This window comes from Erythrobacter sp. (assembly GCF_036351135.1).
Lineage (GTDB): Bacteria > Pseudomonadota > Alphaproteobacteria > Sphingomonadales > Sphingomonadaceae > Erythrobacter.
Genome location: NZ_JAZBON010000027.1, coordinates 274,918 through 299,732 on the forward strand (window position 1 = coordinate 274,918; position 24,815 = coordinate 299,732).

Consider the following 24,815-nt stretch of genomic DNA (forward strand, 5'->3'; position numbering starts at 1 on the left):
TCTTCTTCGCCATTCCAAGGCTATGCCACATGGCGACGCCCGTTGGGCGGCATATGTCCCACGATGATCCCGGCCTCAGGATTGGTCAAGGAATGTTCCACGTGGAACCCTCGGCGTATGTTGGCCGGCAATGCGCTTAGGTCTTGCGACGCCGAGCGGCCTTTGGGCAAGATATAGCGCGTGTGCTCTGTGGAGAAGGGTGCGGATAAGCGGAGAAGCCGATCCAACGGCGCGAAGGCGCGAGCCGAAAGAACGCCTGTTTCGAGCGGTTCGACCCGTTCCAGCCGAGTTCCTTCCACCTTGCAGTTCGAAATATTAAGTTTTTCGCGAAGTCCCCCGAGAAACTCAGCTCGACGCCTTCGCGATTCGACCAGGACCACCGGCCATTCCGGTCGCATTATAGCAACGACCAAGCCCGGTAGGCCGGGCCCCGACCCCAAATCCATCCAAGGACTAGGTAATAGCTTTGTTTCACGTGAAACAAAGCGCAACAATTGTGCGCTGTCGGCAATATGCCGGGACCAAATCCGCTCTTCGCTCGACTTTGCGATCAGATTCTGCTGCCGGTTCTCTGAGAGCAGAGCAGACACGTAGGCGTCCATCCGCTCCATCGCGACCTGGTCGCAGCGCGCCGCCACATATTGGCGGGCCTGCTTTTCGTCCGTGATCGGAATGTCGCAGTTCACGCCGCCTTCTGCCAACGCCGAGCGTGCACCAGCAATGCCGATAGCGCCGCCGGCGTAACGCCAGCGACCCGCCCCGCTGCCGCCAGAGAAACAGGAGCCGCCGCGCTCAATCGTTCGACCATCTCATGGGAAAGCCCTGGGACGTCGGCATAGGGGAAGTCACGAGGCAATCGGAGCTCTTCGCTTGCGCGCAAATCGCGCAATTCGGCCTCCTGCCGCGCCAGATAGGGCGCATAAACCGCGTCCTCGACCATCTCTTCGACCAATGCCGGTTCGAACGTAGCCTTTCCATCGAGCCACGGTTTGAGAGTTTCAAGCGTGATTTCGTTGTGTCGGAGCCATTCCTCGGCTGGCTTCAATCCGCCATCACGCTTCACGGGCAACCCCGCTCGCGCAAGTTCCTGCGCGGCGATCGGCTGCGCGAACAGCCGGGCAACCTCCTCCCGCTGCTCCTCGCGCCGCTCGAACCACGCGCGTCTTTCTTCGCCGATACAGCCAGCTGAAATGCCCAGCGGCGTGAGGCGGGTAGACGCGTTGTTGGCGCGCAGCCGCAGGCGATATTCGGCCCGAGAGGTCAGCATGCGATAGGGTTCGGTCACGCCCTGCAGGGTGAGATCGTCGATCATCACCGCGATATAGGAATTGGCGCGGTCGAGCCTTGGCGCTTCCTTCCCAAGCGCCTCAGCCGCCGCCTCGAGACCCGCGATAAGACCTTGCGCAGCCGCCTCCTCGTAACCGGTCGTGCCGTTGATCTGCCCCGCGCAATAGAGCCCCGGCATCACCCTCACCTGAAGATCGGGCGTGAGCGCGCGCGGATCAATATGGTCGTATTCGACCGCATAGCCGGGCACTGCCATCTCCACGCGCGCGAGACCGGGCATGGCGCGTAGCATCGCAAGCTGGGTATCCTCCGGGAGCGACGTACTGATGCCGTTGGGATAGACCAAGGGTGTCGTCAGCCCCTCGGGCTCAAGGAAGACCTGATGGCCTTCGCGATCGCCGAAACGGTGGATCTTGTCCTCGATCGACGGGCAATAGCGCGGACCGGCCGCATCGATCGCGCCCGAGAAGAGCGGGGAGCGGTGGAGATTGTCGCGAATGACGTCATGCGCGGCAGGGGTGGTGCGAGTGATGCCGCAGAAGACTTCAGGGTTCCGGCGAGTCGAAGTCAGGGCCGACATCGTCCAGTCTTCCCTGTCCGAAGATTGCTCCTCGAGGCTGGCCCAGTCGATCGTTCGCCCGTCGAGACGCGGCGGCGTGCCGGTCTTGAGCCGCGCCATCGGCAAATCCGCATCGCGCAATTGCGCCGCCAAACGCACAGCCGCGTTTTCGCCGATCCGGCCGCCCTCGAAACGCTCCTCGCCGCGATAGAGCACTCCGCCGAGGAAAGTTCCGGTGCAAAGAATGACCCGACCCGCCTCCATCCGATTGTCGTCCGCGAATTCGAGCCCACAAACCTTGCCGCCTTTGAGCATCAGCGCCGCCGCCTCAGCCTCGACAACGGTAAGGTTCGGCTGCCGTGCAACGAGGCGCTGCACCTCGGCTTTGAACAATACGCGGTCGGCTTGCACACGCGGTCCCCAAACCGCGCTTCCCTTCGACCGGTTGAGCATGCGGTGGTGGATCGCACCGGCGTCCGCGGCTCGCCCGATAATGCCATCCAGCGCATCAACTTCGCGCACCAGATGGCCCTTGCCGAGACCGCCGATCGCCGGGTTGCAGCTCATCGCGCCGATGGTGGTGCGGTCGAAGCTGACGAGCGCCGTGCGCGCACCCATGCGAGCCGCTGCACAAGCGGCTTCAACGCCGGCATGACCTCCGCCGACAACGATTATATCAAATTCATTCACAATGCGGTTCAGATAGGAGCGATGCGGGTCATCGTCAAAAGCGTTTCACGTGGAACATCGCACTATTTGCCGATACAAAACCGCCCGAACAGAGCATCGAGCATGTCCTCGGTTGTGGTCCGGCCAATCAGGCGATCGAAGGCGGCGCGCGCCTGCCGCAGGTTCTCACCGATCAACAACCAATCCTGCTCAACGCCTGCCGCTTCCAAGGCTGTGTGCACTTCCGACAAACGAGCCGCCTGACGCGAATTAAGCGCCGCTTCACCGGGCTTTGGCAGGACGATTCGGGCGGTCTCGACAAGATCGGCGATCAAAGCTGCCATCCCCTCCCCCGTGGCCGCGGATATCCGGTGACGCGCCACATCCTTGTTCGTGAAATCTTCGGCATCGGCCCGCGCTGCGATCTCCCATGCGGTCGCCGGTCCCTCGCCTTCCTGGCCCAACCATAACACGAGATCCGCGCGCGTCATCTGGTCCCTTGCGCGCTCGATCCCGATCGCTTCGATCGCTTCGGATGTTTCGTCACGCTCGCGCAGCCCGGCGGTATCGATGAAGGTAAAAGCCACCCCGCCGAGCGCCACACTGCGTTCGATCGCATCGCGCGTAGTGCCGGCGATGGGCGAAATGATGGCCGCTTCGCTTTCCACGAGCGCGTTAAAAAGCGTCGATTTTCCCGAGTTGGGAGGCCCTGCAAGGACGACGCGGAAACCCTCCTTCAGCCGCTCGGCGCGGGGACGTTCGAGCCAGGTCGCGATCTCCGCCACCAAAGCGCCGATGTCCTTGCGGAAAGCGGCCGGCGGTGTCTCGACGTCGTCTTCGTCGGAAAAGTCGAGCGCGGCCTCTACCGTCGCCGAAAGCAGAAGAACCTCGCCTCGCCAGTCCTCGATCTGCCGCGAGAAGGCTCCCGCCGCCTGGGCCATTGCGGCGGCGCGTTGCGATTCGGTTTCGGCAGAGAGCAGATCCGCCAAGCCCTCGGCTTCGGCGAGATCGATCCGACCATTGGCAAAGGCGCGGCGCGTGAATTCGCCTTCGCGCGCCGGTCTCAACCCTTTGACCGTATCCAAAGCCGCCATTATCGCGGCTAGCACCGCCCTGCCCCCGTGGCAGTGAAGCTCTGCAAGATCCTCGCCCGTCGCGCTCGCGGGGCCGGGAAACCACAGCACCAACGCACGATCGAGCAGCGCGCCGTTGGCAGACCTGAGCGCCGAGTAGGTCGCGCGGCGTGGTTCGACCTTTCGCCCCGCCAGCATATGCAGGGCGGTGCCCGCTTCCGGCCCGCTCACCCGCACGATGCCGATCGCCGCAGGGGGCGCTCCGCTCGATATGCCGAAGATGGTGTCCCGCTCGCCGCTCATCGGGCGGCGCCGCGCAGTACCGGCGCGCTAATCCGCATCGCCTTTGGACGGATTGCCGGAAGCTGCGCCGGTGCCGGCCGCTCGCATTCCGCCTTCGACGAAGCTCTGGAACAGTTTGAGACCGACCTGTCCCATCGGCGCAAGCGCGGCGGCATATTGCTGCATTTGCTCGGGATTGCTAACGCCCTTCATCGCATTGGTGATGGTGTCGACATAGACGCTGTTCGCCTGACTGACATCGGGAAGACCCAGAAAGCTGCGGGCTTCCTCGGGTGTGCAATCAATCTCGACATTGACCTTCATTCTCGGAAACCTCCCGCCGCCTGACCGTTACGTTCATGACGCCATCGCGGCGCGACGGCAACAGTTCTGCGCGCACCCGGCCCCGGTGGTCAGATGTGCGGCGCCCCGGATATGAGAGGGAACAACGATATGAGCGACACTTCGAACGGACAGGTAAGCATTCAAAGTCGCGACGACGCAGGTCCATTCAACGCCTATGTCGCCCGGCCCGATGCCGCCACCAAGGCTGCGATCATCGTCATTCAGGAGATATTCGGCGTTAACAAGGGTATTCGCCAGAAATGCGACAAACTTGCCGCCGAAGGATATCTGGCTGTTGCACCCGATCTTTTCTGGCGGCTCGAGCCCGGCATCGAGCTCGATCCCGATGTGGAGCAGGAGTTCCAGAAGGCGCTCGAACATATGAACGCCTTCGACCAGGATGCCGGCATCAAGGATATCCAGGCGACTATCGATCATATCCGCAAGGCGGAGAGCGTCGCGAAGGTCGGGGCGGTCGGATATTGCTTGGGCGGGCGGCTCGCCTACATGACCGCGGCGCGCACCGATGTCGATGCGAGCGTTGGCTATTACGGCGTCGGGATCGACGGCTTGCTGCGCGAGAAGGAGGCGATCGCGAAGCCTCTGATGCTGCACATCGCGCGTGAAGACGGCTTCGTCGACAAGGACACGCAGGCGAAGATGCACAAAGGACTGGACGATCAGCCCAAGGTGACGCTGCACGATTACGAAGGCGTCGATCACGGCTTCGCTACCGAAATCGGGGAGCGGCGCGACGAAGAAGCGGCGCAGCTGGCCGACAAGCGGACCAGCGAATTCTTCGCCCGTCACCTGACTGGGTAAATGGCCTCGAACGGGGCGCGGCGCTCGTCCGCCTAGTTCAACACTGCGAAGTTCAGCGCCAGCTTGCGCGCCTCGGTGTCGAGCGATCGCGGCAGATCTTGCCCCACCTGTTCGCGCCGCGCCGCGCGGTCGGCGGCAATCTCGATCAGCCGCATCGACCAGTTCGGGCAGGCACGCTCTGCCACATCCTTGCGATAGAGCGTCGTGACCCCGGCATGGCGCGGATCGACCTCGATCTTGGCCATCAGCTCGGCCAGCACGGCGCCCTCTCCTTCGAGCAGCTGGAGAAAGTTGCGCCCATTATAGAGAAGCAACCCGGTGACCCCGAGCGCTTCGTTGTTTTGCGCGCAGACGCTGAGAATGTCCTGCACCTGCTCGCGCAACAGATCAGGCGCGGTGCTGATATAGATAAGCTGTTCGACCAAGAAAACGCTCTCCCCCCTTCTTTGGCTCGCTGAATAACCTACTGATTCATCGTGTCAAAGAAGTCTTCGTTGGTCTTGGAATCCTTCATCTTGTCGAGCAGAAATTCCATCGCGTCGATCGTTCCCATCTGCATCAGAATGCGGCGCAGGACCCACATCTTGGACAGCTTGTCCTTCTCGACCAACAGCTCCTCCTTGCGGGTGCCCGATTTGCCGACATCGAGGGCGGGGAAGATGCGCTTGTCCGAAACCTTGCGGTCGAGCACGATTTCCGAGTTGCCGGTGCCCTTGAACTCTTCGAAGATGACCTCGTCCATCCGGCTGCCCGTGTCGATCAGCGCGGTGGCGATGATCGAAAGGGAACCGCCCTCCTCGATATTGCGCGCCGCGCCGAAGAAGCGCTTGGGCCGCTGGAGGGCGTTGGCATCGACACCGCCGGTCAACACCTTGCCCGATGACGGCACGACGGTGTTGTAGGCCCGGCCGAGCCGAGTGATGGAATCGAGCAGGATGACGACATCATGTTTGTGCTCGACCAGCCGCTTGGCCTTTTCGATCACCATCTCGGCGACCTGGACATGGCGCTGCGCCGGCTCGTCGAAGGTCGAGGAAATGACCTCTCCCTTCACCGAACGCTGCATATCGGTGACTTCCTCGGGCCGTTCGTCGACCAGCAGGACGAGGAGGAACACTTCTGGATGGTTGTCGGTAATCGCCTTGGCGATGTTCTGCAGCAGCACCGTCTTACCCGTGCGTGGCGGCGCGACGATCAGCGCGCGCTGGCCCTTGCCCTGCGGCGAGATGATGTCGATCACCCGCGCCGACTTGTCCTTAACCGTCGGATCGACCGTGTCGAGATTGAGCTTCTGTTCGGGATAGAGCGGGGTCAGATTGTCGAAATTGGTGCGCATACGCACCGCTTCGGGATCCTCGAAATTGACCTGGCTGAGGCTGGTCAACGCAAAGTAGCGTTCGCCGTCTTTGGGCGCGCGGATTTCGCCTTCGACCGTGTCACCGGTCCTGAGGCCCCATTTGCGGATCTGGTTGGGCGAGACATAGATGTCGTCTGGGCCGGCGAGATAGTTCGCCTCGGGGCTGCGCAGAAAGCCGAAGCCGTCCTGAAGCACCTCGATCGTGCCGATGCCCATGATCTTCTCTTCATATTCGTCGTCCTCCGCGAGCTCGCGCAGGATGCAGAACATGAGGTCCTGACGACGCATGGTCGACGCGCCTTCGACGCCAAGATCCTCGGCCATGGCCACCAGTTCGGCGGGCGCCCGTTCTTTCAAGTCTTTGAGATGCATGTTGTTTTCGTTCCAGAATGTGGGATCGGCCGGGAAGTCGATTACGCGGGCGGTCCGAGCGGACTGTTCCGAGGCCGCTACGATCGCAGGACGATCGACAGAGGCCGGGCACCTTCGAAACGGGCGCGTTGGGCTTGGAGAAAGCAGACCGGGCGAGGTTTCGACAACGTGAAACGCCGCCCTGACCGGGTTGAGGAATCGCTAAATATGATGCGCCGCTTGCAAGGTCAATCGGGGATTGGCGCAAGGTGGCGGTGCGCCCACCTTCAGAAGGGTCGCAGGTAGACCACGAGCACGATCAGCACGAGCAGCAGGCCCGGAACCTCGCCGACCAGCCGCAGCGTCTTCTCGCTGAGCGGTCGCTGGCCCGCGCCCATCTTCTTCGCCTGTCCGACGAGCCAGCCGTGATAGCCCGTCAGGATCAGGACCAGCAACAGCTTCACATGCAGCCAGCCGTCAGAAAAATAGCCATAAGCATAGGCCATGACCAAACCCAGCGCCCAGACCACCAGCAAGCTCGGCGTCAGGATAATACGGCGCAGCTTGCCCATCCTCGTCGCCCATTTGGTTTCGCCCGGAGACCCCGGCGCGTGATCGAGCATATAGATGCATTGGCGCGGCAGCATGAAAAGCCCCGCGAGCCAGAACACCATAAAGGTGACATGGCCGATCTTGAGCCAGATCGCGATCTCGAGGAGGGCGGATTGCATCGCTCCCAGCTACTCCCCCCGCACCGCGCGCAGCAAGGCCTCGACATGATCGATCGGGGTGAACTGGCCGATGCCGTGACCCAGATTGAAGACGTGCGGTCGGTCTTCGAAGGCGTTCAGGATGGCCTGCACCCGCGGCGCCAGCGCCTCGCCCCCAGCCTCGAGCAGCAGCGGATCGAGATTGCCCTGCACCGGCATGCCTTCGGGCAGCGCACGATGCGCCCAGGCCGGGTCGAGCGTTTCATCGAGGCCGACCGCATCGACTCCGGTTTCGCGCGCATAGGCCGGCAGCTTCGCCCCCGCCCCCTTGGGAAAGCCGATCACCGGGGTTTCGGGATGCGAGGCCTCGATCGCGGCGGTGATGGCGGCATTGGGCGCGATCACCCAGCGTTCGAACTCATCCGGAGCAAGGCTCCCCGCCCAGCTGTCGAACAATTGAACGGCTTCGGCGCCCGCATCGATCTGGCCGCGCAGATAATCGACCGAGACCGCGACGATAGCATCGCAGATCGCCTGCATCCGCGCCGGATCGCGATAGGCGAGCAGGCGTGCGGGGCCCTGGTCCTTGGACCCCTCGCCCGCAACCATATAGGTAGCGACCGTCCAGGGCGAACCAGCAAAGCCGAGCATGGTCACATCCTCGGCGATCATGGCACGGGTGCGGCGCACGGTCTCGTAAATCGGATCGAAACGTTCGGGCGCAGCAGTGAACGCGCTCAGCTCTGTGTCGATCAAGGTTGGGCTCAGCTTGGGCCCCTCGCCGGCGAGGAAGGCCAGGCCCTGCCCCATCGCATGCGGCACGATCAGGATGTCGGAAAACAGGATCGCCCCGTCGAAGCCGAACCGCCGGATCGGCTGCACGGTGATCTCGGCCGCCGCCTCGCTGTCATAGACCAGCTCGAGAAAGCCGCCCTTTTCGGCGCGCAATTCTCGATATTCGGGGAGGTAGCGTCCCGCCTGGCGCATGAGCCATACGGGCGCCACGTCCTGGCGATGACCTTTCAGGGTGTCGAGCAAAGGACCGGGCATGGCGTCCCTTTAAACAAATATAATATGATTTTAAAAGGAATGATGTTTTCTGTTGGGCATGTGGAAAGCGGGAATTACCGGGCTTTCCCGATCCTGTCCGATCCGCCCTAGTGATTTCCCACAGGCTCGACTCGCGCGCGGTCCAAGGTCAAGCGAGATCTATCCCCGATCTTCCCAATGCCGGCGCGCATCCACGTTTCATGTCGAGAAAAAGCGGGACTGGAATAGGCGTAGCGGGCATCCAATTTGCTCCCATGCTTGTCCACGTCCCTCTCCCGTGGTTTATGCAGGTGCCTATCCACAAGCTGCGGCGGCGCCATCTCCGACTCGAAACATGAACCGCCTGAACCTGCATCTTGTCTCCGATTCGACCGGTGAAACCCTCGAAATGATCGCCAAGGCGGCGCTGGCGCAGTTCGACGATCCCGAGGTCAGCCGGCATTTCTGGCCGATGGTCCGCTCGCGCCAGCATCTCGACCGGATCGTCCCCGATCTTGCCGACAATCCGGGGCTCGTGCTGTTCACGCTGGTCAATCCAGAGACCCGCGCTCGGCTGGAGGAACATTGCCGGCATCTGGGTCTTCCCGCGGTGCCGGTGCTCGATCAGGTCACCGCGTCGCTCGAATCCCAGCTGGGGCAGGAAGCGCATGGACGCCCGGGGCGTCAGCACCTGATGGACGAGGATTATTTCCGCCGCGTCGATGCGATCCAGTACACTATTGCGCATGATGATGGTGTTGGGCACGAGAATTGGGAGGAGGCGGATATCGTCCTAGCCGGCGTTTCGCGCAGCTCGAAGACGCCGACCAGCATCTATCTCGCCAATCGCGGCTACAAGGTTGCGAACATTCCGCTCGTCCCCGAAAGCCCGCCGCCCGATGCCCTGTTCGGGCTGCGTCACCCCCTGGTTGTCGGGCTGACGACCGCGCCCGAGCGGCTGGTCCAGATCAGGCGCAACCGGCTCCTGTCGCTGAACGAGAAGGCGCAGACCTCCTACGTTGACAACGACAAGGTGAAATCCGAGCTGCAATTCGCGCGCCGCATGTTCGCCGACAACGGCTGGCCGGTAATCGACGTCACCCGCCGATCGATCGAGGAAAGCGCGGCGGCGATAATCCGGCTGGTGCAGGAACGCGAGCGCAAGCAGAGGAAGGTCGACGGCGTGGCGAAGCCGATATGAGCGGCGACAATGGGCAAACCACCGCCCTCATCCTGGCTTCCAAATCCGCCTCGCGCCGCGCGATGCTGGATGCCGCCGGCGTGCCATACGAGGCGGTGCCTGCCGATCTCGACGAACGCGCGGTCGAAGCGCGGATGGCGGGTGCGCCGGGCGGCGAAGTGGCCGAGGCCCTAAGCGTCGCGAAAGCCGAGGCTCTCGCCCGCCATCACCCGCACGCGCTGGTGCTGGGCAGCGATTCGCTGGTCGTGGTCGAAGGCCGGCGGTTCGACAAGCCGGCCTCGCGCGAAGAGGCGCGCGCGCATCTCGCGTTCTTTTCTGGGAAGGTGATGGAACTGCACAGCGCCGCGGCACTGGTGCGGATGAGCGGGGGCGCGGCGGGTTGCGAATGGTCGCACGCGGCCTGCGCGCGATTGGTGGTGCGCAAGCTGTCCGAGCGTTTCATCGACGATTATCTGACGCGCGAATGGCCCGCTATCGGCCATACGGTCGGCTGTTTTCGGATCGAGGGACCGGGCGTTCAGCTGTTCGAGCGGATCGAGGGCGACCATTTCACCGTGCTCGGCATGCCGCTCCTGCCCGTGCTGGGCGCCCTGCGCGAACAAGGGGTGCTTGCCGCATGAACGAGGCCGGCTCCCCCCTCGCCCACGTCATCGGCGATCCGATCGCGCAGTCCAAGTCGCCGCTGATCCACAGTTTCTGGCTGCGCCAGATGCGCCTTGCCGGCGAATATGATCGCCACTTGGTCGAGCCCGGCGATCTCGCTTCCTATCTGACAGAATGGCGCAATCGGCCGCGCTGGGCGGGCTGCAACGTCACCATGCCGCACAAACAGGCGATCTCGCCGCTATTGGACGGGCTCGATCCCCTGGCCCAGGCGCTGGGGGCGGTAAACACGGTGGTGCGGGGCACTGAGGGTGCGCTGGTGGGACACAACACCGACGCCGCCGGCTTTCTCGAACCGCTTGCTCCGCTGCTGGAGCGCCGCCACCTCTATCGCATGGCGCGAATCCTAGGCACCGGCGGCGCGGCGCGTGCGATTGTCGCTGCGCTGGCCGACAAGGGGTTTACGCTGGTGCTGGCGGGGCGCGATCCGGGCAAGGCGCGCGCGTTGCTCGACGAACTCGCGCCCGCCGGCGAGCATCACGTCGTGGCGCTCGACCATTTCGCCGCTCCCACGGACTTTGCCTTCGACGATCGCGAGGGCTGCCTCGATCTCGTGGTCAACGCGACCCCGCTCGGCATGACGGGCCACCCGCCGCTCGCTTTCGACTGGAGCCACGCCCCGCCCGGCGCGATCGCCTACGATATCGTCACTGATCCGGTCGACACGCCCTTCCTCCAGGCGGCGCGTGCGCGGGGTCATCCCACCGTCGATGGCCTGGCCATGCTGGTCGGGCAGGCGGCAAGCGCCTTCGAGCTGCTGTTCGGCCCCACCCCCTTGCGCACCCGCGACGATCAGTTGGTGGCCGCGCTCACGCGATGAGCCGCCCGACTCTCATCGGCCTCACCGGCTCGATCGGCATGGGCAAGTCGACTGTCGCCGGCATGTTCGAGGATGCGGGCGTCCCGGTGTTCGACGCCGATGCCGAGGTCCGCGCGATGCAGGGGCCGGGCGGCGAGCTGGTCGAGCGGATCGAGGCGGCCTTCCCCGGCTCGACGAGTGCCGACGGCGTCGATCGCGAGGCGCTGGGCGCACTGGTTTTCGCCGACAAGACGAAGCTCGCCGCACTCGAAGGGATTGTTCACCCCGCGGTGGCGGCAAAGCGTGCGCTTTTTCTCGAACGCCATGCCGGCGCCCCGCTGGTGCTGTTCGACATTCCCCTGCTGTTCGAGCGCGGCGGGCATGAAGCGGTCGATATCGTCGTCGTCGTCTCCGCTCCGCCCCAGGCGCAGCGCGAGCGTGTGCTCTCCCGGCCCGGCATGACCGAGGCGAAATTCGAACATATACTTGGCCTCCAGACCCCCGACGCGGAGAAGCGCGCGCGCGCCGATCACGTGATCGATACCGGGACCAGCCTGGCGCAGACCCGCGCGCAGGTCGAACAGCTCGTCGCCGCTTTACGCGCGGACCAGGGCATGTAGCGCGGCGGGACTTGCGCTTACGCCGAGGCTGATCGATAGTCCGACGAATGCGCGAAGTGATTTTCGATACCGAGACGACCGGGCTCGACCCCAAGACGGGGGATCGCATGGTTGAGATCGGCTGTGTCGAAATGGTGGGACGGGTCGAGACCGGCCGTACCTACCACGCCTATTACAACCCCGAACGCGACATGCCCGCCGGCGCCGAAGCGGTGCACGGCCTGTCGAGCGATTTCCTCAGCGGCAAACCGCTCTTTGCCGAAACGGTCGACGCCCTGCTCGAATTCCTCGGCGACGCGCCGCTCGTTGCGCATAATGCAGGCTTCGATTTCGGCTTCTTGAACAGCGAGCTAGAACGCATCGGCCGCTCAGCCATCGGCATGGATCGGATGGTCGATACGGTCGCCCTCGCCCGCCGCAAGCATCCCGGCGCCAAGCTGTCGCTCGACGCTTTGTGCACGCGCTACGGCATCGATCGCAGCCACCGGGTGAAGCACGGCGCGCTGCTCGACGCCGAATTGCTGGCGCAAGTCTATGTCGAGCTGACCGGCGGACGTCAGATCGGGCTTGAACTCATCGACGAAGTGCAAGGAAGCGCGCCGCCGACCCGAGGCTGGGACGGCGCGCGCGATGTCCGTTCGGGACGGCCCCGGCGCGAACCGCGTCTGCATGCGGCCAGCGCAGTGGAGCTGGCGAGGCACGCCGAATTCATTGCCGGGATTGAGCGGGCGATCTGGACCCGCTGAACCGGGCAGTCGCCTTGTCGCGCGGGATGACATGACAGGAGGATAGGCCACGATGGACATGCGAATTTCCGGACATCAGGTGGAAACCGGGGCCGCGCTCCAGGAACATGCGAGCGACCGCCTGGGCGCGATCGTCGACAAGCATTTCGAGCGCGCGTTGTCCTCGCATGTCACCTTCGGCAAAGGGGCGGGCAGCAATTTCACCTGCGATATCGTCACCCACGTCATGCAGGGACTGATCCTGCGCGCGCAGGCGCAGGCATCCGATGCGCATCACGCGCTGGACGAAGCGGCGGCCAAAATCGAAAAGCAGCTGCGGCGTTACAAGCGGCGGCTGAACGACCGGCACGAACGCGCGACGAAGGTCCGCGCCCAGGAGGAGGCGGCCTATACGATCTTCGCCTCGGGCGACGAAGAAGAGGACGTCGTTACCGACGCTCCGCCGATCATCGCGGAGACGATGATCGACGTGCCGACTACCAGTGTGGCCGATGCGGTGATGATGCTGGACCTGCGCAGCACGCCCGCGCTCTTTTTTAAAAATGCTGGAACCGGGCGGCATAATATGGTCTATCGCCGCGAAGATGGCTCGATCGGGTGGGTCGAGCCTCAACAGGACCTTGAGACCACGGTTAGACGGTAGGGAGCCGCTACGACAGCCGGGCCAGTCCGACCCATGAACGCTGGGAAGTGTGGGCGCTGCTCCGACGGCGCGCGGCTATTGTTTACGGAGTTTTCCTTAGCCACCGCGCCATGATCTCGCCCGATTTGTTCGCTTTGGGCAGAGGCCATGGGTGAGGCGGCAGGAATTTTCGGAATTTGACGGGATGGATGTGAATATTGCTCTTGTGCCCGAGGCGATCCGCCTTGCCGAAGTGCGTTCGGCGCGCGATATTCTTGCCGAACTCGCCGACCTGTTCGCGCTCGTCTACGGGCTTGGCCGCGAGGATGTGCTCGAAGGCCTCGAACAGCGCGAGGCGCTTGGCAGCACGGGCTTCGGGCGCGGCATCGCCATCCCGCATTGTCGCAGCAGCGCGATCAGGCGCCCGACGCTGGCCGTTCTGAAGCTCGATCAGCCGGTCGATTTCAAGGCGGCGGATGCGGTGCCAGTCAATCTCGTCTTCGGGCTGGTCTCGCCCGAGAATGCCGGGGCGACACATCTCCATGCGCTCGCCGCGATTTCGCGCCGGATGCGCGACGATGCGATGCTCGGCGCACTCGCCGACGCGCCCGATGCCGAGGCGATCTATGCAGTGCTGACGAACCAATTCCTGCGCGATGCGGCCTGACGAGACGACGACACCCCGCCTCGTCGGCGCCGATCGGCATTATCGCGCTCTGGAGCGGCTCTACAATTCGGCGCCGGTCAATTCGCTGTTCGCCTCACGCCTGTCGATTGTCGAGGAAGGGCGCTCGCGTCTCGAATTTACAATTACGCGCGAGCATTTTCACGCCGCTGGCGCGGCGCATGGAACGATCTATTTCAAGATGTTAGACGACGCCGCCTTCTACGCGGCCAACACGCTGGCGACCGACCGTTTCCTGCTGACCACCAGCTTCAACCTGCACTTTAGCAAGCCGGTTCGCGAAGGCTCGGTGATGGCCGAGGGGCGCTGGGTCAGCGGTCGGCGCCGCGTGTTCGTCGCCGAGGCGCGCCTGGAGGACGAAGAGGGCGATGAGATCGGGCGCGGGACCGGCACTTTCATGCGCTCGCGGATCGCGCTCTCCAGCCTGCCGGGCTATCGGGCATAGTGGCGCCTCGATGAGAAAACCTACGTGAGCGAGCGGCTCCCCGCCCATCTCGAAGTGGCGAGCCTGCGCCGACTGGCCGAAGCAAATGGCGGACAGGCGATGGTGTTGGCACGCGGCGAAAGGGATGCCGGCACGGTTCTTGTCGTAACCCTCGATCGCGGGGCGGACGCGCGGCTGTTCGAGCGGATGCCGCAACTTGACGGGACCCGACCCTTCATTGCGACCAAGTCTCAAGATGCTGAAAAACCGGAAGAATTCGACGAATATCTCGATCGTCGCAGGCGGCAGGACCCCGATATCTGGATCCTCGAGGTAGATATCGCCGATGCAGAACGGTTCATCGCACTTTTGCCGCGATAGCTTGACCTAGTTTCATCTGTGACTATTTGGCCTGCCAGCTTCCAGGTGCGCAGGCTGTTGGGGCAAGGCAATTCGGCCTTGTGGGCGGCACGCAGACGGGGAGCGGCCGGCAGGCCTTACACGGACCACATCAACAACAGCGAAAAATCGCGAAAACAAGTCCGCGCCTGCGTCGGGGCTCGCTCACCGCACTTAAAAGTCATCAGTAATGGGTCGTAAGACGTATTCGCTGAGCGCCATCGCGCTCGCGGCCAGTGCCGCATTCAGTTTTTCGAGCCTCGACGGGGCCGAAGCCTTCGCCCGGGATACCGGCGAAACCGATCCTGCGCCGGTCGCCACTCCAGCGCCTGCCGAGCAGGACATCACTTTCACATCGCTTGAAGTCGTTCAGCCGATCGCGCACGAAACACCCGAAAGCGCTGAAACGCCTTCCGCCGCCTCCTCCCTGCGCGAGTTGGTGAGCGATGTCGCCACGGACGCAGCGATGAGCGAACAGATGCGGTGCCTCGCAGGCGCCGTCTACTTCGAATCCCGCGGCGAACCGCTCGACGGTCAGCTAGCCGTCGCCGAGGTCATCATCAATCGCGCGGAAGATCGCCGCTGGCCCGCCAGCTATTGCGGCGTCGTCTACCAGCGTTCGCAATTCTCTTTCGTGCGCGGCGGCCGGATGCCGCGGATCAAGACCGCCAGCGCCGCGTGGACGCGCGCCAAGGCGATCGCCAAGATCGCGCATGAGGAATTGTGGGAATCGGACGCCGCCGACGCGGTCTATTTCCACGCCAATTACGTGAAGCCGCGCTGGAGCCGGGCCAAGACCCGCCTCGCGCAGATCGACACGCATATCTTCTATCGCTGATTAGCGGGGGAACGGCGGGCGCAACCCGCGCTCGCCGACCCGTTCAAGCCTCTTGCAAAACCGCCCAAGTCGGCGCGTGATCGCTCGCCTTTTCGCGGCCGCGATGCTCGTGATCGACCCCCACCGCTTCCAGGCGATCGGCGAGTTCGGGTGAGAGCAGGATGTGATCGATGCGAAAGCCGTGATCACGCTGCCATGCGCCCGCCTGGTAATCCCAATAGGTCCATACCCCGCCGCGCGGATTGTGATTGCGCACCGCATCGGTCCAGCCATCGGAAAGCAGCCGAAAATAGGCGTCGCGCGATGCAGGCTGCATCAGCGCGTCCTTCGCCATGGCCCGCACCGAGAAGACGTCGTCGTCATGCGGAATGACGTTGAAATCGCCGAGCACCGCCGCGGGCACTTCGTCGGCCCAGATCTGCTGCATGCGCGTATGCAATCGGTCCATCCAGGCGAGCTTGTAATCGAATTTGGGCCCGGGCTGAGGATTGCCGTTGGGGAGGTATATGCACACGATGCGGGCGGTTTTGCCGTCTTTCGCCGCATCGACTTCGAGATAGCGTGCCTGTTCGCCCTCGCCCTCCTTCGGCCCATCGATGCCGAGGCCGCGCTGCACTTCCGTCGCCGACCAGCCTGCTTTCGCATCGGCAAGGATGGCGACGCCGTTGAAACTTTTCTGTCCATGCCAGATCGCCTCGTAACCAAGCGCCTCGAACTCGTCCGCGGGGAAATCCTTGTCCTGGCATTTGATCTCCTGAAGGCAGGCGATTGCGGGACGCGTTTCCTCGAGCCATTCCTTCAGGCGGGGCAGGCGAGCCTTTATCCCGTTGATATTGTAAGTGGCGATTTTCATCGCGCCGCTGTGGCGCGCGGCCAGGCGAAACGCAAGAAAGCCCTAAATGCCGAAACTGGACCCACAGCCGCAACCTGCCGCGGCTTGCGGGTTCTCGACGCGGAAAGCCGCCCCGCCCAGAGATTCGACAAAATCGACCACACTGCCTTCGACCAGATCGAGGCTCAACGGATCTACCACGAGGCGAACGCCATCGGTTTCGCTAACCGCATCGCCCGCTTGCGCATCTTCGGCGAGGTCGAACTTGTATTGGAAGCCCGAACACCCTCCGCCCTCAACTGAAAGCCGCAGGATGGCAGGCCTCGTCTGCTTGTCAGCGATCCAGCGAACGCGTTTTGCCGCTGCCGGGGTCAAGGTGAGGTTGTCGCTCATACCGCCAATTTAGAAACTGACCCGCCGCTCGGCAAGGGGTCCACGATCAGCTCGCGATATAGGTGCGCAACGCCTGCGCTTCCTGCTCGATCTCGTCGATCTTGTCCTTCACAAGATCGCCGATCGAGATGAAGGCGACCAGACGGTCCGCCTCAATTACCGGAAAATGCCGGAACCGTCGCCGCGTCATCAGTGCAAGCGCATCGTCGATCCGCGTCGCCGGCTCGACCGTGACCGCCGGCGAGGTCATGATTTCGCCCACCGGCAGATCGAGGCATTCGCGACCCTTGTCGGCAAGGCAGTAGATGACGTCGCGTTCGGAAACGATCCCGGCGACCTTACCGGCACGCAGCACGGGAAGCGCGCCTATCCGCTTGGTCGCGAGCAACGAGACGACTTCGCTCAAGGGGGTTTCGGCATCGCAGGTGATGATATCCTGCGCGCGGCGATCGGCGATGATCTTGGCGATGGTCATGAATTTATCCTCTCTCACCGCTGAAAATGCCACTTTTCGCGCTCAAAAGCGAGTCTCACCGCCTCAGGCGCACCCGCACGCAGTTGCGCCCGTTGCATGGCATCGCCGCGATCTTTGCCGTTGCATTGCTGCTAGGCGATCCGCATGTGAGGACGATGTCGCGCAAATCGCCCCTCGACGATCCGGAAAACGCCGCCCACGCCTGGGCGCGCTATCGCCGGATCATGAAGTTGCTGATGAGCGTGACGGTGGGCACGGTGCTGTTCGCGCTGGCCCTCCTTTACGCCTATAATGGCGCGGTTTCGGTGCATTTTTACATCGCGGTGGCGCTCGGCATCAGTTTCACGATGCTGCTGGGCGGCGCTTTGATGGGGCTCGTCTTCCTCAGTCACGGTACGGGGCACGACGATTCGGTCGACAATCGCTTGCCGAGCCGCGACGAGCTTTGGGGTAAGGACGAGGACTAGACCGACGGTTAGGCGGGGGCGCCGGCTTTTGCGGGCGGGGTAAGGCGGAATTCCGCGACCGGGCGGCCGCCGACCAGATGCTCGTGGATGATGCGTTCGAGAACCTCGGGCGAACAGGAGTGATACCAGACCCCGTCGGGCCACACGACCGCGATCGGACCGGCGGCGCAGATCTGCAGGCAATCGGCCTTGCTGCGTTGCACGCCCCCGCCCGCTCCCTTGCGATGCTCCGCCCCACGCTTCGGCCCGGCAAGACCGCGTTTCTTGAGCTCGTCCTTCAGGAATTGCCAAGCTTTCTCGCCCTCCTTGCGCGAGCAGCATTTCTGCTTCTCGGAAAGCGCGCACAGCACGATATGCCGCTCGATGGCGGTCTCGCCCGCGCCATACTTGTTCTTGAGCGCCGTTTGCGCCGCGCGCAGCCCATTCTTGCTCATTCTTGCGGCTCCTCGCCAAGCCAGCGATCGAGCCAGTCGAACACCGTTTCGTGCCATTGCAGCGAGTTGGCCGCGCCCAACACCCAGTGGTTCTCATCCGGAAAGACCAGCAGCTGCGAGGGGATCCCCCGCTCCTGCAACGCGGTGAAACTTTGCAGCCCCTGCGTGTAGGGCACTCGAAAATCGCGCTCGCCCGCTATTACCAGCATCGGCGTCTGCCATTTGTCGACAAGGTTGACTGGGTTCCAGCGCTCGTAGGTGTCACGCGCCTCGGCATAGGAGCCGCCGAAATCCCAGCGCGGAAACCACAGCTCTTCGGTCGCGTAATAGAAGCTGCGCATGTCGAACAGCCCGTCATGCTGGACGAGGCAGTCGAAGCGCTCGGGCCATTGCCCCGCGATCCAGTTGACCATGTAGCCGCCATAGCTCGCGCCCATGGCGCAGGCACGTGTGCCGTCGATCTGCGGGTCTTCCGCGAGGGCGGCGGCGAGGCCTTTCTGCAAATCCTCAAGCGGCTTTCCGCCCCAGTCGCGATTGATCGAATCCTTGAACGCCTGGCCGTATCCGGCCGACCCGTGGAAATCGACCGAGATAACGGCATAGCCCTGGCTTGCGACCGCGCGTGCATTCCAGCGGCTCGACCAGACGTCGTTGAAGGTTCCCTGCGGCCCGCCATGGATGTAGAGAATGGCGGGGATCGGCCCTTCCTGGTTTTCGAGCCGCGTGATCTGGCCCCAGACGGTGTCGCCCTGTGCCCCTTCGAAACTGAAACGGGTGGTCCTAGTCGTCGCCATCTCGCCCATATGGCTGGTGACGATATCGGTCAGCGGTTTGGCTGGGCGATTACCATTGGCGAGGAAAAGTTCGGCGGGCACCCCGATCGAATCGCGCGTGAACAGCAGCCGCCCGCCCGGCAGCGGCGCAAAGGCGCCGATATGCGCCTCGTTCCCGGCCATCAGGTTGAGCTCGGTCACCGCGCCGCTTGCCGGATCGATGCGATAGACCGGCGTATCGAGCACGTCCGCGGCGCTCGCCAGCAGGTGCGAGCCGTCATGGCTCCAGGTAAGATTGCCGAAGGACAGGTCGACATCGGCGGTCAGCGCGCGGGTCTCTCCGGTCGTGAGATCGCGCAGATGGACCACCGTGCGGTCCGATTCGTAGCCGGGGCGCGCCATCGCGACATAGGCGAGGTGGCGACCGTCGGGCGAGAGCGCGGGGTTCGCGTCATATGCGGTGTTCGCCGCGGTGAGTTCGATCGGGGCGGCGCCCGAGAGGTCGGACACATAGATATCGAGATCGGTCGAACCCGGCTCGTTCGCATCCGCGCGGCGGGCGGTGAAGTAGAGCGCCGATCCGTCGGGCGCCCAGGCAATGTCGTCGCCGCCGCCGAAGGGCCGGGTCGGCGTGTTCGCGATAAGCGCACCGGGCGCATCGCCGCCATCGACCGCGATCGCGTCCCCGCCGACGGTGCCGTTTTCGAGCGGATAGACGAAAACCCGGTTGAAGACGTCCGGGCGGACCCAGTGGTCCCAATGGCGATAAAAGCCAATCTCGCCGTCATAGAGGCGGCCGGAGCCGGTCGCCGGTTCGGGCGGATCGCAGGCGAGGCTTTCGCAAGAACGCTGGACTTCGCCCCACAGCGCGATGCGGTCGCCTGCGGGCGAGAGTTTGAACCCGGCGATGTCGGCGGGTCCCATATCGGCGAGCAGGCTCGGCGTCGAAACGCAGCCGCCATCCTTCAACGCTACGCGCCATAGGCGCTGGCGCGTCTCGGCAGATTCGTCAGGATGATCGCCGCTGAGAAAATAGAGGTGATTGTCCGCACCGAAAGCGAGCGAGTGGCCGGACAATCCGAGATCGAGCGACACCGGCTCTGCGCCCGGCACCTGCAGATCGAGCAGATAATGCTGCGCCTCGCGTTCGAGCGTTTCCTCATCGGTATAGGTCACCGCATAAATTGCGTAGCGACCGAAACGGGAGACCACCGGAGCGCCGAGGCGCGGCATGGTGATGAGGTCGCGCGCGGTCATTGGCGGTCGGTCGAGACCGGGGATCGCGGTTCTTTCGCTCAGAGTATCCGCGGGCGGCGCGTCCTGCGCGGCGACGGGGAAGGTCGTGGTGAGAGCGGCCGCGAGTGCGGCGCATGTCAGAATGTGGCGTCCCATGAAGGCGCGCTAACGCGAATATCCGGCAGGTTCCAGAAAAAGAGTTGGCCGCCGCGTCTTGAGCAGGGCCGACATGGCTTCGGGTTCAGCGGCGCTTACCGGCAATGCGGGCGATCTCCGCTTGCACCATCTTCTCGACCATACCCGGCAAGTTCTTGTCGAGCCATTCCGCCAGCATCGGGCGCAGCAGTTCGCGGGTCAGCCCCTCGAGCGAGGTTTCGCCGGAGCGCACGATCTGCGGCTTTGCCCCGGGTTCGGACAGCATGGCGAGCGCGGCGAGGTTCTGCTGCATCGCGCCGCGGACCTCTTCGCCCACGAGCGGCATATCGATCTCGACATTCGGCTGGGAGGCCTGAGGCAGTTCCATATCGGCGAGGTCGAGCACCTCCTCGTCGGCCGCGTCTTGATGGTCGCCGTGCTCATCCGTCTTGCTCGTATCGTCCGTCCCGGATCTGGCAGCGCCATTGCGCGCATTACCCGCAGCCGGGGCGCCGGATCGTGCGGGCTTGGCGGCAGGCCGATCGCGCTCCATCACCCGCTTGATCGATTCGAGAATTTCCTCGACCGATGCGGCGTCGCCGCCTGATGCGTTTGCCGCACTACCATTTTCGCTATCGGCCATCGGACCAACCCCTTCTACACCCCCGGGTGGCGCACGAATCGGAAGCTCATTGCGGCTCGCCGGGCGCCAGAACGGGGCCAATCAAGTCGTCGTCCGCCTCGATGTCAACGGTTCTGGTTGAGGTCGCCTCGGGCGGGGGGTCGCGGTCCCAGTCCCAGAAGCGTCCGCGCACGCGTTCGTAATTGACGGTGGGATCGTAGAGCGGGCCGCCCGTGTCGAGGTTGAGATCGCGCGCCTCGGCCTTGCCCATCGCCGCCAACAGCGTGAAGCCGGCGACATAGGCGTTCCGCCGCGCGGTGACGAGCTGGGCGCGGGCATTCAACAATTCCTGCTCGGCGTTCAGCACTTCGATGATGGTGCGTTCGCCGATCGAATTGCCCGCACGCACCCCTTCTAGGCTTAGCTCCGCAGCTTCGACCGCGGCCTGCGAGCTTTCGATGACGGCGTTGGAGGCCTGCCAGCTGGCATAGGCGGCGCGGGTCTGTTGAATGATGTCACGCTCGGTCACGATGACCTGCTCCAGCGCGGCGGTCTCGCGCGCGCCGGCCTGGCGTTGACGCGCGGCGGGGAGGCCACCTTGAAAAATCGGAATGGTCAGGCGGACGCCGGCATTGGCGGTGACCTCTTCCTGCACGAAATCGGCGGCGATCGGGCCGCCCAGCGTATCGAAGAAGTTCGAATAATCGCTGTTCGCGAACAGACCGAGCGTGGGCAATCGGCCGGCGCCCGCGACTTCGGTGTCGAACCCGGCAGCCTCGGCCCGCTGTTTCGCGGCTATGAGGTCCGGATTGTTCTCGAGCGCGGTGACGACGGCCGTGCCCACCGTTTCGGGCAGGCCGGGGAGAGGCGGGGGCGGCTGGAGGTCGTCGGGCGCCATGCCGATGAGTTCGATGTAGTTCTCGCGCGCAGTGACGAGGTTGGCGAAGGCGGTGCGCAGATCGCCCTGCGCCACGGCCAGACGCGAGCGCGCCTGCGCGACGTCGGTGATGGTGAGATCGCCGATCTCGAACCGGTCGCTGGTCGATTGAAAGGTGACGTCAAGCACTTCGACCTGGTTTTGCGCCAACATAGCCAGCGCTTCGAACCGCAGCACGTCCATATAGGCGGCCACGGTCTGGCTGAAGATCGCGCTTTCGGTGGCTCGCAGATCGGCCTGCCCCGCCGCAACCCTCTCCTTCGCCGCGCGAATGCCGTTGCGCACCGCGCCGCCCGTATAGAGTGGCACCTGCAATTGCGTGTTTACGCCGAGATTTCGGACAGGTGCCGTAAACGCGTTGGCCGATTGGCGGAGGAACTCGATATGGGTCGCGGTTATATTGACGCTGGGCAGGCCCGGGGCGCGCTGGATCGGCACCTCTTCGTCGGTCGCGCGCTGGTTCGCGCGGGCGCCGGCGAGGGTGGGGTTGGTGTTGTAGGCCGCCGCGAGCGCTTCCCGCAGAGTGTCCGCCTGCGCCGCCGTGGGTAGGGCGGCGAGAATGCCGGCCATCGCCGCGGCCATGGCGGCGCGCGGCGTTCGCATACGCCGGGAGACACTCGGCGGCCGGGTCACGAGAAGGACCAGCTCTTCGGCCTGTCGAAGGCGTGGAGGACTGGAATGCCGATGTCCTCGACCGGTTCGAGCGCGATCTGACCGGCGATTTTGCGTCCGCTTGCCAGCCGGGTGACGCCGCGCAGCAGCAGACCGCCCACGATCCGCCCACCATCCGCCACCGCTTCGCCGAGCGCGTCGGGCAGGCGCTCGACCGCGCCATCTATAAAGACGAGCGTGTAATCCCCGCCCGGGATCGAGCCTTCGACGACCTCGCGCGCGGTGATGCTGGTCACCTCGCCAACCATCGGTTCGACGAGAGCTTTCAAATAGTCCGTGCCGCCCGAAACGATCAGCACCCGGTCCGAGGCATCCGGCACCGCTTCGATCAGAAGCTTGCCGTAGAACAGCGGCGCCGCCAGATGCGCGCCTTCGCCGAGCGCGATCGAACGGTCGATATAGGCAAGGCCCGCCTTTTCCACCGGCAGAAAATCCTCGCGCGGCACCGCCATCATGCGAGCGAGCGCGAATTCCTCGTTTACTCCGCTGGTGCGAAGCTGGCTGTCGATCATCGCCTTACGGGCGCTTTTGCGATCCATAGTCATCATTCCATAGACTGTATTATCCATCTAATACAGTTCGTCAATCCTTCCTAGCCACGGGGGGCGGCACTTCCAAGCCCATAAGCGGTGGGTCTGGTACCGGGCGCCGACAGGCGTGCATTCGCGCATCACACCTTGCCGTTAACCTGCAGAGATGCGCGGCAGATGGGCTTTGACCTTGCCGCGGCGCGCGGCATATGGGGCAATATGAGCGAGGGTCAGCGGTCGGATCGACCGGCATAAGGAGGGGTTCGATGAGTGACATGAAAAAGACCGCAGGCGTGCACAATGACGGCGCGATTTTCGGCGCCACGGGCCAGGTCAGGATCGAGAACGATTCGCTGGGCGAAGTCGCGGTGCCCGTCAATGCGCATTGGGGCGCACAGTCGCAGCGCAGCCTCGCCAATTTCGACATCGGTACCGAGACCATGCCCGCCCCGCTGATCAAGGCGCTCGGCATCCAGAAACAGTCCGCCGCCAAAGCCAACATGGATCTGGGGGTGCTCGACAAACGGCTGGGCGACGCCATCGTTCAGGCGGCGGGCGAGGTCATCGACGGAACGCTCGCCGACCAGTTTCCCCTGAGCGTGTGGCAGACCGGCTCGGGCACGCAGTCCAACATGAACGCCAACGAGGTCATCGCCAGCCGCGCCAACGAAATCCTCACCGGCACGCATGGCGGGAAGGACCCGGTCCATCCCAACGACCATTGCAATATGGGCCAGAGCTCGAACGACACTTTTCCCACCGCGATGCATATCGCCGCCGCAAGCGAAGTGATCGAACGCCTGGTCCCTGCGCTGGAGCACATGCACGGCGCGCTGGACGAAAAGGCGAAGGACTTCGCCGACATCGTCAAGATCGGCCGCACCCATCTGCAGGACGCAACGCCGCTGACGCTGGGACAGGAATTTTCGGGCTACGCCAAGCAGATCGAATACGGCATCGCCCGGCTAGAAAGCGCCCTGCCGCGCGTGCTCGAACTGGCGCAGGGGGGCACGGCGGTCGGCACCGGGATCAATTCCAAGAAGGGGTTCGCCGAGAAATTCGCCGCCGAGGTCGCCGCGGCGACAGGTCACGATTTCGTGACTGCCCCCAACAAGTTCGAAGCGCTCGCCGCGCATGATGCTTTGGTCGAATTGTCGGGCGCGCTAAACACCATCGCCGTTTCCGCGATGAAGATCGCGAACGACATCCGTCTGCTCGGCTCGGGCCCGCGCTCGGGTCTGGGCGAAATCGCGCTGCCGGCGAACGAGCCCGGCTCCTCGATCATGCCGGGCAAGGTCAATCCGACGCAATGCGAAGCGCTGACGATGGTCTGCGCGCAGGTCATGGGCAATGCGGTAACCGTCAGCGTCGCGGGATCGCATGGTCATCTGGAGCTCAACGTTTTCAAGCCGGTGATGATCTACAGTGTGCTCCAGTCGATCCGCCTCTTGAGCGATGCAGCGCGCAGCTTCACCGACAATTGCGTGACCGGGATCGAGGCCAATCGCACCCGGATCGACCAGCTGATGAACGAGAGCCTGATGCTGGTCACCGCGCTCAATCCGCATATCGGCTACGATAATGCGGCGAAGATCGCGAAAAAGGCGCATGCCGAGGGCACCACGCTCAAGGAAGCCGGGCTCGCGCTCGGCCTGCTGACCGAGGAGCAGTTCGAGCAATGGATCGTGCCGCGCGACATGATCGCGCCGCGCGATTGAGGCATCGGCGACGTCGCGTAGCGCGCTGCGTGCCGGCGCAACATTCGACCAAACGAGAACCCAGGCCGACGACCGATTGGCGATTCCTGCGACGAGGCGCTATTTCGCAC

Annotated in this window: 29 protein-coding genes; 13 read left to right on the plus strand and 16 right to left on the minus strand. The window is 63.9% G+C overall.

Going from position 1 to position 24,815, the window contains the following annotated elements; genetic code table 11:
• Positions 1–20 precede the first annotated feature (20 nt).
• From rsmG to V2I30_RS10945, 4 genes are all read right to left on the minus strand, one after another.
• The gene (rsmG, locus tag V2I30_RS10930) at positions 21–686 is read right to left on the minus strand and encodes a 16S rRNA (guanine(527)-N(7))-methyltransferase RsmG (RefSeq protein ID WP_330662189.1); all 666 of its coding nucleotides are present in this window, start codon (positions 684–686) and stop codon (positions 21–23) included.
• Complete coding sequence (gene mnmG, locus V2I30_RS10935; protein WP_330662190.1) at positions 683–2,536, minus strand: tRNA uridine-5-carboxymethylaminomethyl(34) synthesis enzyme MnmG; 1,854 nt, start codon at positions 2,534–2,536, stop codon at positions 683–685. The genes rsmG and mnmG overlap by 4 nt, the downstream gene beginning before the upstream one ends.
• Before the next feature lie 62 nt (positions 2,537–2,598).
• Positions 2,599–3,891: a tRNA uridine-5-carboxymethylaminomethyl(34) synthesis GTPase MnmE gene (mnmE, locus tag V2I30_RS10940; protein WP_330662191.1), complete on the minus strand. Its 1,293-nt coding sequence runs from the start codon at positions 3,889–3,891 to the stop codon at positions 2,599–2,601.
• A gap of 27 nt (positions 3,892–3,918) precedes the next feature.
• Positions 3,919–4,194 (minus strand): DUF6489 family protein, encoded by a 276-nt coding sequence (locus V2I30_RS10945; protein WP_330662192.1) that lies wholly within the window; start codon positions 4,192–4,194, stop codon positions 3,919–3,921.
• Between the two features lie 129 nt (positions 4,195–4,323).
• On the opposite strand from V2I30_RS10945, the gene V2I30_RS10950 reads away from it, so the two are divergent.
• On the plus strand, positions 4,324–5,037 hold the full coding sequence (locus V2I30_RS10950) for a dienelactone hydrolase family protein (RefSeq protein WP_330662193.1): 714 nt from the start codon (positions 4,324–4,326) through the stop codon (positions 5,035–5,037).
• A gap of 32 nt (positions 5,038–5,069) precedes the next feature.
• On the opposite strand, the gene V2I30_RS10955 is transcribed toward V2I30_RS10950, so the two are convergent.
• From V2I30_RS10955 to hemE, 4 genes are all read right to left on the minus strand, one after another.
• Complete coding sequence (locus tag V2I30_RS10955) at positions 5,070–5,462, minus strand: BLUF domain-containing protein (RefSeq protein WP_330662194.1); 393 nt, start codon at positions 5,460–5,462, stop codon at positions 5,070–5,072.
• Between the two features lie 38 nt (positions 5,463–5,500).
• On the minus strand, positions 5,501–6,766 hold the full coding sequence (rho, locus tag V2I30_RS10960; protein ID WP_330662195.1) for a transcription termination factor Rho: 1,266 nt from the start codon (positions 6,764–6,766) through the stop codon (positions 5,501–5,503).
• A 266-nt stretch (positions 6,767–7,032) separates the two neighbouring features.
• Entirely contained in the window at positions 7,033–7,476 is a 444-nt protein-coding gene (locus V2I30_RS10965) for a CopD family protein (protein ID WP_330662196.1), read from the minus strand.
• A 9-nt stretch (positions 7,477–7,485) separates the two neighbouring features.
• On the minus strand, positions 7,486–8,505 hold the full coding sequence (gene hemE, locus V2I30_RS10970) for a uroporphyrinogen decarboxylase (protein ID WP_330662197.1): 1,020 nt from the start codon (positions 8,503–8,505) through the stop codon (positions 7,486–7,488).
• A 334-nt stretch (positions 8,506–8,839) separates the two neighbouring features.
• Here hemE and V2I30_RS10975 point away from each other — a divergent pair, with 334 nt between their 5' ends.
• The 10 genes from V2I30_RS10975 (at position 8,840) to V2I30_RS11020 (ending at position 15,481) form a co-directional block, all read left to right on the plus strand.
• Positions 8,840–9,685, plus strand: coding sequence for a pyruvate, water dikinase regulatory protein (locus V2I30_RS10975; protein ID WP_330662198.1), 846 nt, complete (start codon positions 8,840–8,842; stop codon positions 9,683–9,685).
• The gene (locus V2I30_RS10980; protein WP_330662199.1) at positions 9,682–10,305 is read left to right on the plus strand and encodes a Maf family protein; all 624 of its coding nucleotides are present in this window, start codon (positions 9,682–9,684) and stop codon (positions 10,303–10,305) included. The genes V2I30_RS10975 and V2I30_RS10980 overlap by 4 nt, the downstream gene beginning before the upstream one ends.
• Positions 10,302–11,168, plus strand: a complete 867-nt coding sequence (aroE, locus tag V2I30_RS10985; RefSeq protein ID WP_330662200.1) for a shikimate dehydrogenase — start codon at positions 10,302–10,304, stop codon at positions 11,166–11,168. The genes V2I30_RS10980 and aroE overlap by 4 nt, the downstream gene beginning before the upstream one ends.
• Positions 11,165–11,767, plus strand: a complete 603-nt coding sequence (coaE, locus tag V2I30_RS10990; protein ID WP_330662201.1) for a dephospho-CoA kinase — start codon at positions 11,165–11,167, stop codon at positions 11,765–11,767. The genes aroE and coaE overlap by 4 nt, the downstream gene beginning before the upstream one ends.
• 47 nt (positions 11,768–11,814) lie before the next feature.
• Positions 11,815–12,513 (plus strand): DNA polymerase III subunit epsilon, encoded by a 699-nt coding sequence (gene dnaQ / locus V2I30_RS10995; protein ID WP_330662202.1) that lies wholly within the window; start codon positions 11,815–11,817, stop codon positions 12,511–12,513.
• A gap of 52 nt (positions 12,514–12,565) precedes the next feature.
• Positions 12,566–13,156, plus strand: a complete 591-nt coding sequence (gene hpf, locus V2I30_RS11000; protein ID WP_330662203.1) for a ribosome hibernation-promoting factor, HPF/YfiA family — start codon at positions 12,566–12,568, stop codon at positions 13,154–13,156.
• Between the two features lie 184 nt (positions 13,157–13,340).
• Positions 13,341–13,802 carry a PTS sugar transporter subunit IIA gene (locus V2I30_RS11005; RefSeq protein ID WP_330662204.1) on the plus strand — a complete coding sequence of 154 codons (462 nt, stop codon included), beginning with the start codon at positions 13,341–13,343 and terminating at the stop codon, positions 13,800–13,802.
• The gene (locus tag V2I30_RS11010; protein WP_330662205.1) at positions 13,792–14,265 is read left to right on the plus strand and encodes a PaaI family thioesterase; all 474 of its coding nucleotides are present in this window, start codon (positions 13,792–13,794) and stop codon (positions 14,263–14,265) included. Before V2I30_RS11005 ends, V2I30_RS11010 begins: the two co-directional genes overlap by 11 nt.
• A gap of 24 nt (positions 14,266–14,289) precedes the next feature.
• Positions 14,290–14,625 carry a DUF1491 family protein gene (locus V2I30_RS11015; protein ID WP_330662206.1) on the plus strand — a complete coding sequence of 112 codons (336 nt, stop codon included), beginning with the start codon at positions 14,290–14,292 and terminating at the stop codon, positions 14,623–14,625.
• Positions 14,626–14,833: 208 nt separating this feature from the next.
• A complete protein-coding gene (locus tag V2I30_RS11020; protein WP_330662207.1) occupies positions 14,834–15,481 on the plus strand; it encodes a cell wall hydrolase in 648 nt (215 codons plus the stop codon).
• Between the two features lie 43 nt (positions 15,482–15,524).
• Here V2I30_RS11020 and xth read toward each other — a convergent pair whose 3' ends face one another.
• From xth to V2I30_RS11035, 3 genes are read right to left on the minus strand one after another with little or no spacing between them, the layout of a single operon-like run.
• Positions 15,525–16,334 carry an exodeoxyribonuclease III gene (xth, locus tag V2I30_RS11025; protein WP_330662208.1) on the minus strand — a complete coding sequence of 270 codons (810 nt, stop codon included), beginning with the start codon at positions 16,332–16,334 and terminating at the stop codon, positions 15,525–15,527.
• Between the two features lie 42 nt (positions 16,335–16,376).
• Positions 16,377–16,706 carry a HesB/IscA family protein gene (locus V2I30_RS11030; protein ID WP_330662209.1) on the minus strand — a complete coding sequence of 110 codons (330 nt, stop codon included), beginning with the start codon at positions 16,704–16,706 and terminating at the stop codon, positions 16,377–16,379.
• A gap of 46 nt (positions 16,707–16,752) precedes the next feature.
• A complete protein-coding gene (locus V2I30_RS11035; protein WP_330662210.1) occupies positions 16,753–17,181 on the minus strand; it encodes a CBS domain-containing protein in 429 nt (142 codons plus the stop codon).
• A gap of 155 nt (positions 17,182–17,336) precedes the next feature.
• Between V2I30_RS11035 and V2I30_RS11040 the strand changes: the two genes are divergently transcribed.
• The gene (locus tag V2I30_RS11040; RefSeq protein ID WP_330662367.1) at positions 17,337–17,648 is read left to right on the plus strand and encodes a hypothetical protein; all 312 of its coding nucleotides are present in this window, start codon (positions 17,337–17,339) and stop codon (positions 17,646–17,648) included.
• An 8-nt stretch (positions 17,649–17,656) separates the two neighbouring features.
• Here the strand turns inward: V2I30_RS11040 and V2I30_RS11045 are convergent, their stop codons facing one another.
• From V2I30_RS11045 to V2I30_RS11065, 5 genes are all read right to left on the minus strand, one after another.
• Entirely contained in the window at positions 17,657–18,082 is a 426-nt protein-coding gene (locus V2I30_RS11045; protein WP_330662211.1) for a (2Fe-2S) ferredoxin domain-containing protein, read from the minus strand.
• Positions 18,079–20,247, minus strand: a complete 2,169-nt coding sequence (locus V2I30_RS11050; RefSeq protein WP_330662212.1) for a dipeptidyl-peptidase 5 — start codon at positions 20,245–20,247, stop codon at positions 18,079–18,081. Before V2I30_RS11050 ends, V2I30_RS11045 begins: the two co-directional genes overlap by 4 nt.
• A gap of 85 nt (positions 20,248–20,332) precedes the next feature.
• A complete protein-coding gene (locus V2I30_RS11055; protein ID WP_330662213.1) occupies positions 20,333–20,869 on the minus strand; it encodes a DUF2497 domain-containing protein in 537 nt (178 codons plus the stop codon).
• Positions 20,870–20,915: 46 nt separating this feature from the next.
• Positions 20,916–22,367: a TolC family outer membrane protein gene (locus V2I30_RS11060; protein ID WP_330662214.1), complete on the minus strand. Its 1,452-nt coding sequence runs from the start codon at positions 22,365–22,367 to the stop codon at positions 20,916–20,918.
• Positions 22,368–22,414: 47 nt separating this feature from the next.
• A complete protein-coding gene (locus V2I30_RS11065; protein WP_330662215.1) occupies positions 22,415–22,996 on the minus strand; it encodes a protein-L-isoaspartate O-methyltransferase family protein in 582 nt (193 codons plus the stop codon).
• Between the two features lie 266 nt (positions 22,997–23,262).
• Between V2I30_RS11065 and fumC the strand changes: the two genes are divergently transcribed.
• A complete protein-coding gene (gene fumC, locus V2I30_RS11070) occupies positions 23,263–24,705 on the plus strand; it encodes a class II fumarate hydratase (RefSeq protein ID WP_330662368.1) in 1,443 nt (480 codons plus the stop codon).
• Positions 24,706–24,815 lie beyond the last annotated feature (110 nt).

What these genes read in the sequence shown, in the direction of transcription:
- mnmE (WP_330662191.1), bottom strand. Translation starts at nt 3,891, where the DNA reads ATGAGCGGCGAGCGGGACACCATCTTCGGCATATCGAGCGGAGCGCCC.
- V2I30_RS10945 (WP_330662192.1), bottom strand. Translation starts at nt 4,194, where the DNA reads ATGAAGGTCAATGTCGAGATTGATTGCACACCCGAGGAAGCCCGCAGC.
- V2I30_RS10950 (WP_330662193.1), top strand. Translation starts at nt 4,324, where the DNA reads ATGAGCGACACTTCGAACGGACAGGTAAGCATTCAAAGTCGCGACGAC.
- rho (WP_330662195.1), bottom strand. Translation starts at nt 6,766, where the DNA reads ATGCATCTCAAAGACTTGAAAGAACGGGCGCCCGCCGAACTGGTGGCC.
- V2I30_RS10965 (WP_330662196.1), bottom strand. Translation starts at nt 7,476, where the DNA reads ATGCAATCCGCCCTCCTCGAGATCGCGATCTGGCTCAAGATCGGCCAT.
- hemE (WP_330662197.1), bottom strand. Translation starts at nt 8,505, where the DNA reads ATGCCCGGTCCTTTGCTCGACACCCTGAAAGGTCATCGCCAGGACGTG.
- V2I30_RS10975 (WP_330662198.1), top strand. Translation starts at nt 8,840, where the DNA reads ATGAACCGCCTGAACCTGCATCTTGTCTCCGATTCGACCGGTGAAACC.
- V2I30_RS10980 (WP_330662199.1), top strand. Translation starts at nt 9,682, where the DNA reads ATGAGCGGCGACAATGGGCAAACCACCGCCCTCATCCTGGCTTCCAAA.
- aroE (WP_330662200.1), top strand. Translation starts at nt 10,302, where the DNA reads ATGAACGAGGCCGGCTCCCCCCTCGCCCACGTCATCGGCGATCCGATC.
- coaE (WP_330662201.1), top strand. Translation starts at nt 11,165, where the DNA reads ATGAGCCGCCCGACTCTCATCGGCCTCACCGGCTCGATCGGCATGGGC.
- dnaQ (WP_330662202.1), top strand. Translation starts at nt 11,815, where the DNA reads ATGCGCGAAGTGATTTTCGATACCGAGACGACCGGGCTCGACCCCAAG.
- hpf (WP_330662203.1), top strand. Translation starts at nt 12,566, where the DNA reads ATGGACATGCGAATTTCCGGACATCAGGTGGAAACCGGGGCCGCGCTC.
- V2I30_RS11005 (WP_330662204.1), top strand. Translation starts at nt 13,341, where the DNA reads ATGGATGTGAATATTGCTCTTGTGCCCGAGGCGATCCGCCTTGCCGAA.
- V2I30_RS11010 (WP_330662205.1), top strand. Translation starts at nt 13,792, where the DNA reads ATGCGGCCTGACGAGACGACGACACCCCGCCTCGTCGGCGCCGATCGG.
- V2I30_RS11020 (WP_330662207.1), top strand. Translation starts at nt 14,834, where the DNA reads ATGGGTCGTAAGACGTATTCGCTGAGCGCCATCGCGCTCGCGGCCAGT.
- xth (WP_330662208.1), bottom strand. Translation starts at nt 16,334, where the DNA reads ATGAAAATCGCCACTTACAATATCAACGGGATAAAGGCTCGCCTGCCC.
- V2I30_RS11030 (WP_330662209.1), bottom strand. Translation starts at nt 16,706, where the DNA reads ATGAGCGACAACCTCACCTTGACCCCGGCAGCGGCAAAACGCGTTCGC.
- V2I30_RS11035 (WP_330662210.1), bottom strand. Translation starts at nt 17,181, where the DNA reads ATGACCATCGCCAAGATCATCGCCGATCGCCGCGCGCAGGATATCATC.
- V2I30_RS11040 (WP_330662367.1), top strand. Translation starts at nt 17,337, where the DNA reads ATGTCGCGCAAATCGCCCCTCGACGATCCGGAAAACGCCGCCCACGCC.
- V2I30_RS11045 (WP_330662211.1), bottom strand. Translation starts at nt 18,082, where the DNA reads ATGAGCAAGAATGGGCTGCGCGCGGCGCAAACGGCGCTCAAGAACAAG.
- V2I30_RS11050 (WP_330662212.1), bottom strand. Translation starts at nt 20,247, where the DNA reads ATGGGACGCCACATTCTGACATGCGCCGCACTCGCGGCCGCTCTCACC.
- V2I30_RS11055 (WP_330662213.1), bottom strand. Translation starts at nt 20,869, where the DNA reads ATGGCCGATAGCGAAAATGGTAGTGCGGCAAACGCATCAGGCGGCGAC.
- V2I30_RS11060 (WP_330662214.1), bottom strand. Translation starts at nt 22,367, where the DNA reads ATGGCCGCGGCGATGGCCGGCATTCTCGCCGCCCTACCCACGGCGGCG.
- V2I30_RS11065 (WP_330662215.1), bottom strand. Translation starts at nt 22,996, where the DNA reads ATGGATCGCAAAAGCGCCCGTAAGGCGATGATCGACAGCCAGCTTCGC.
- fumC (WP_330662368.1), top strand. Translation starts at nt 23,263, where the DNA reads ATGAAAAAGACCGCAGGCGTGCACAATGACGGCGCGATTTTCGGCGCC.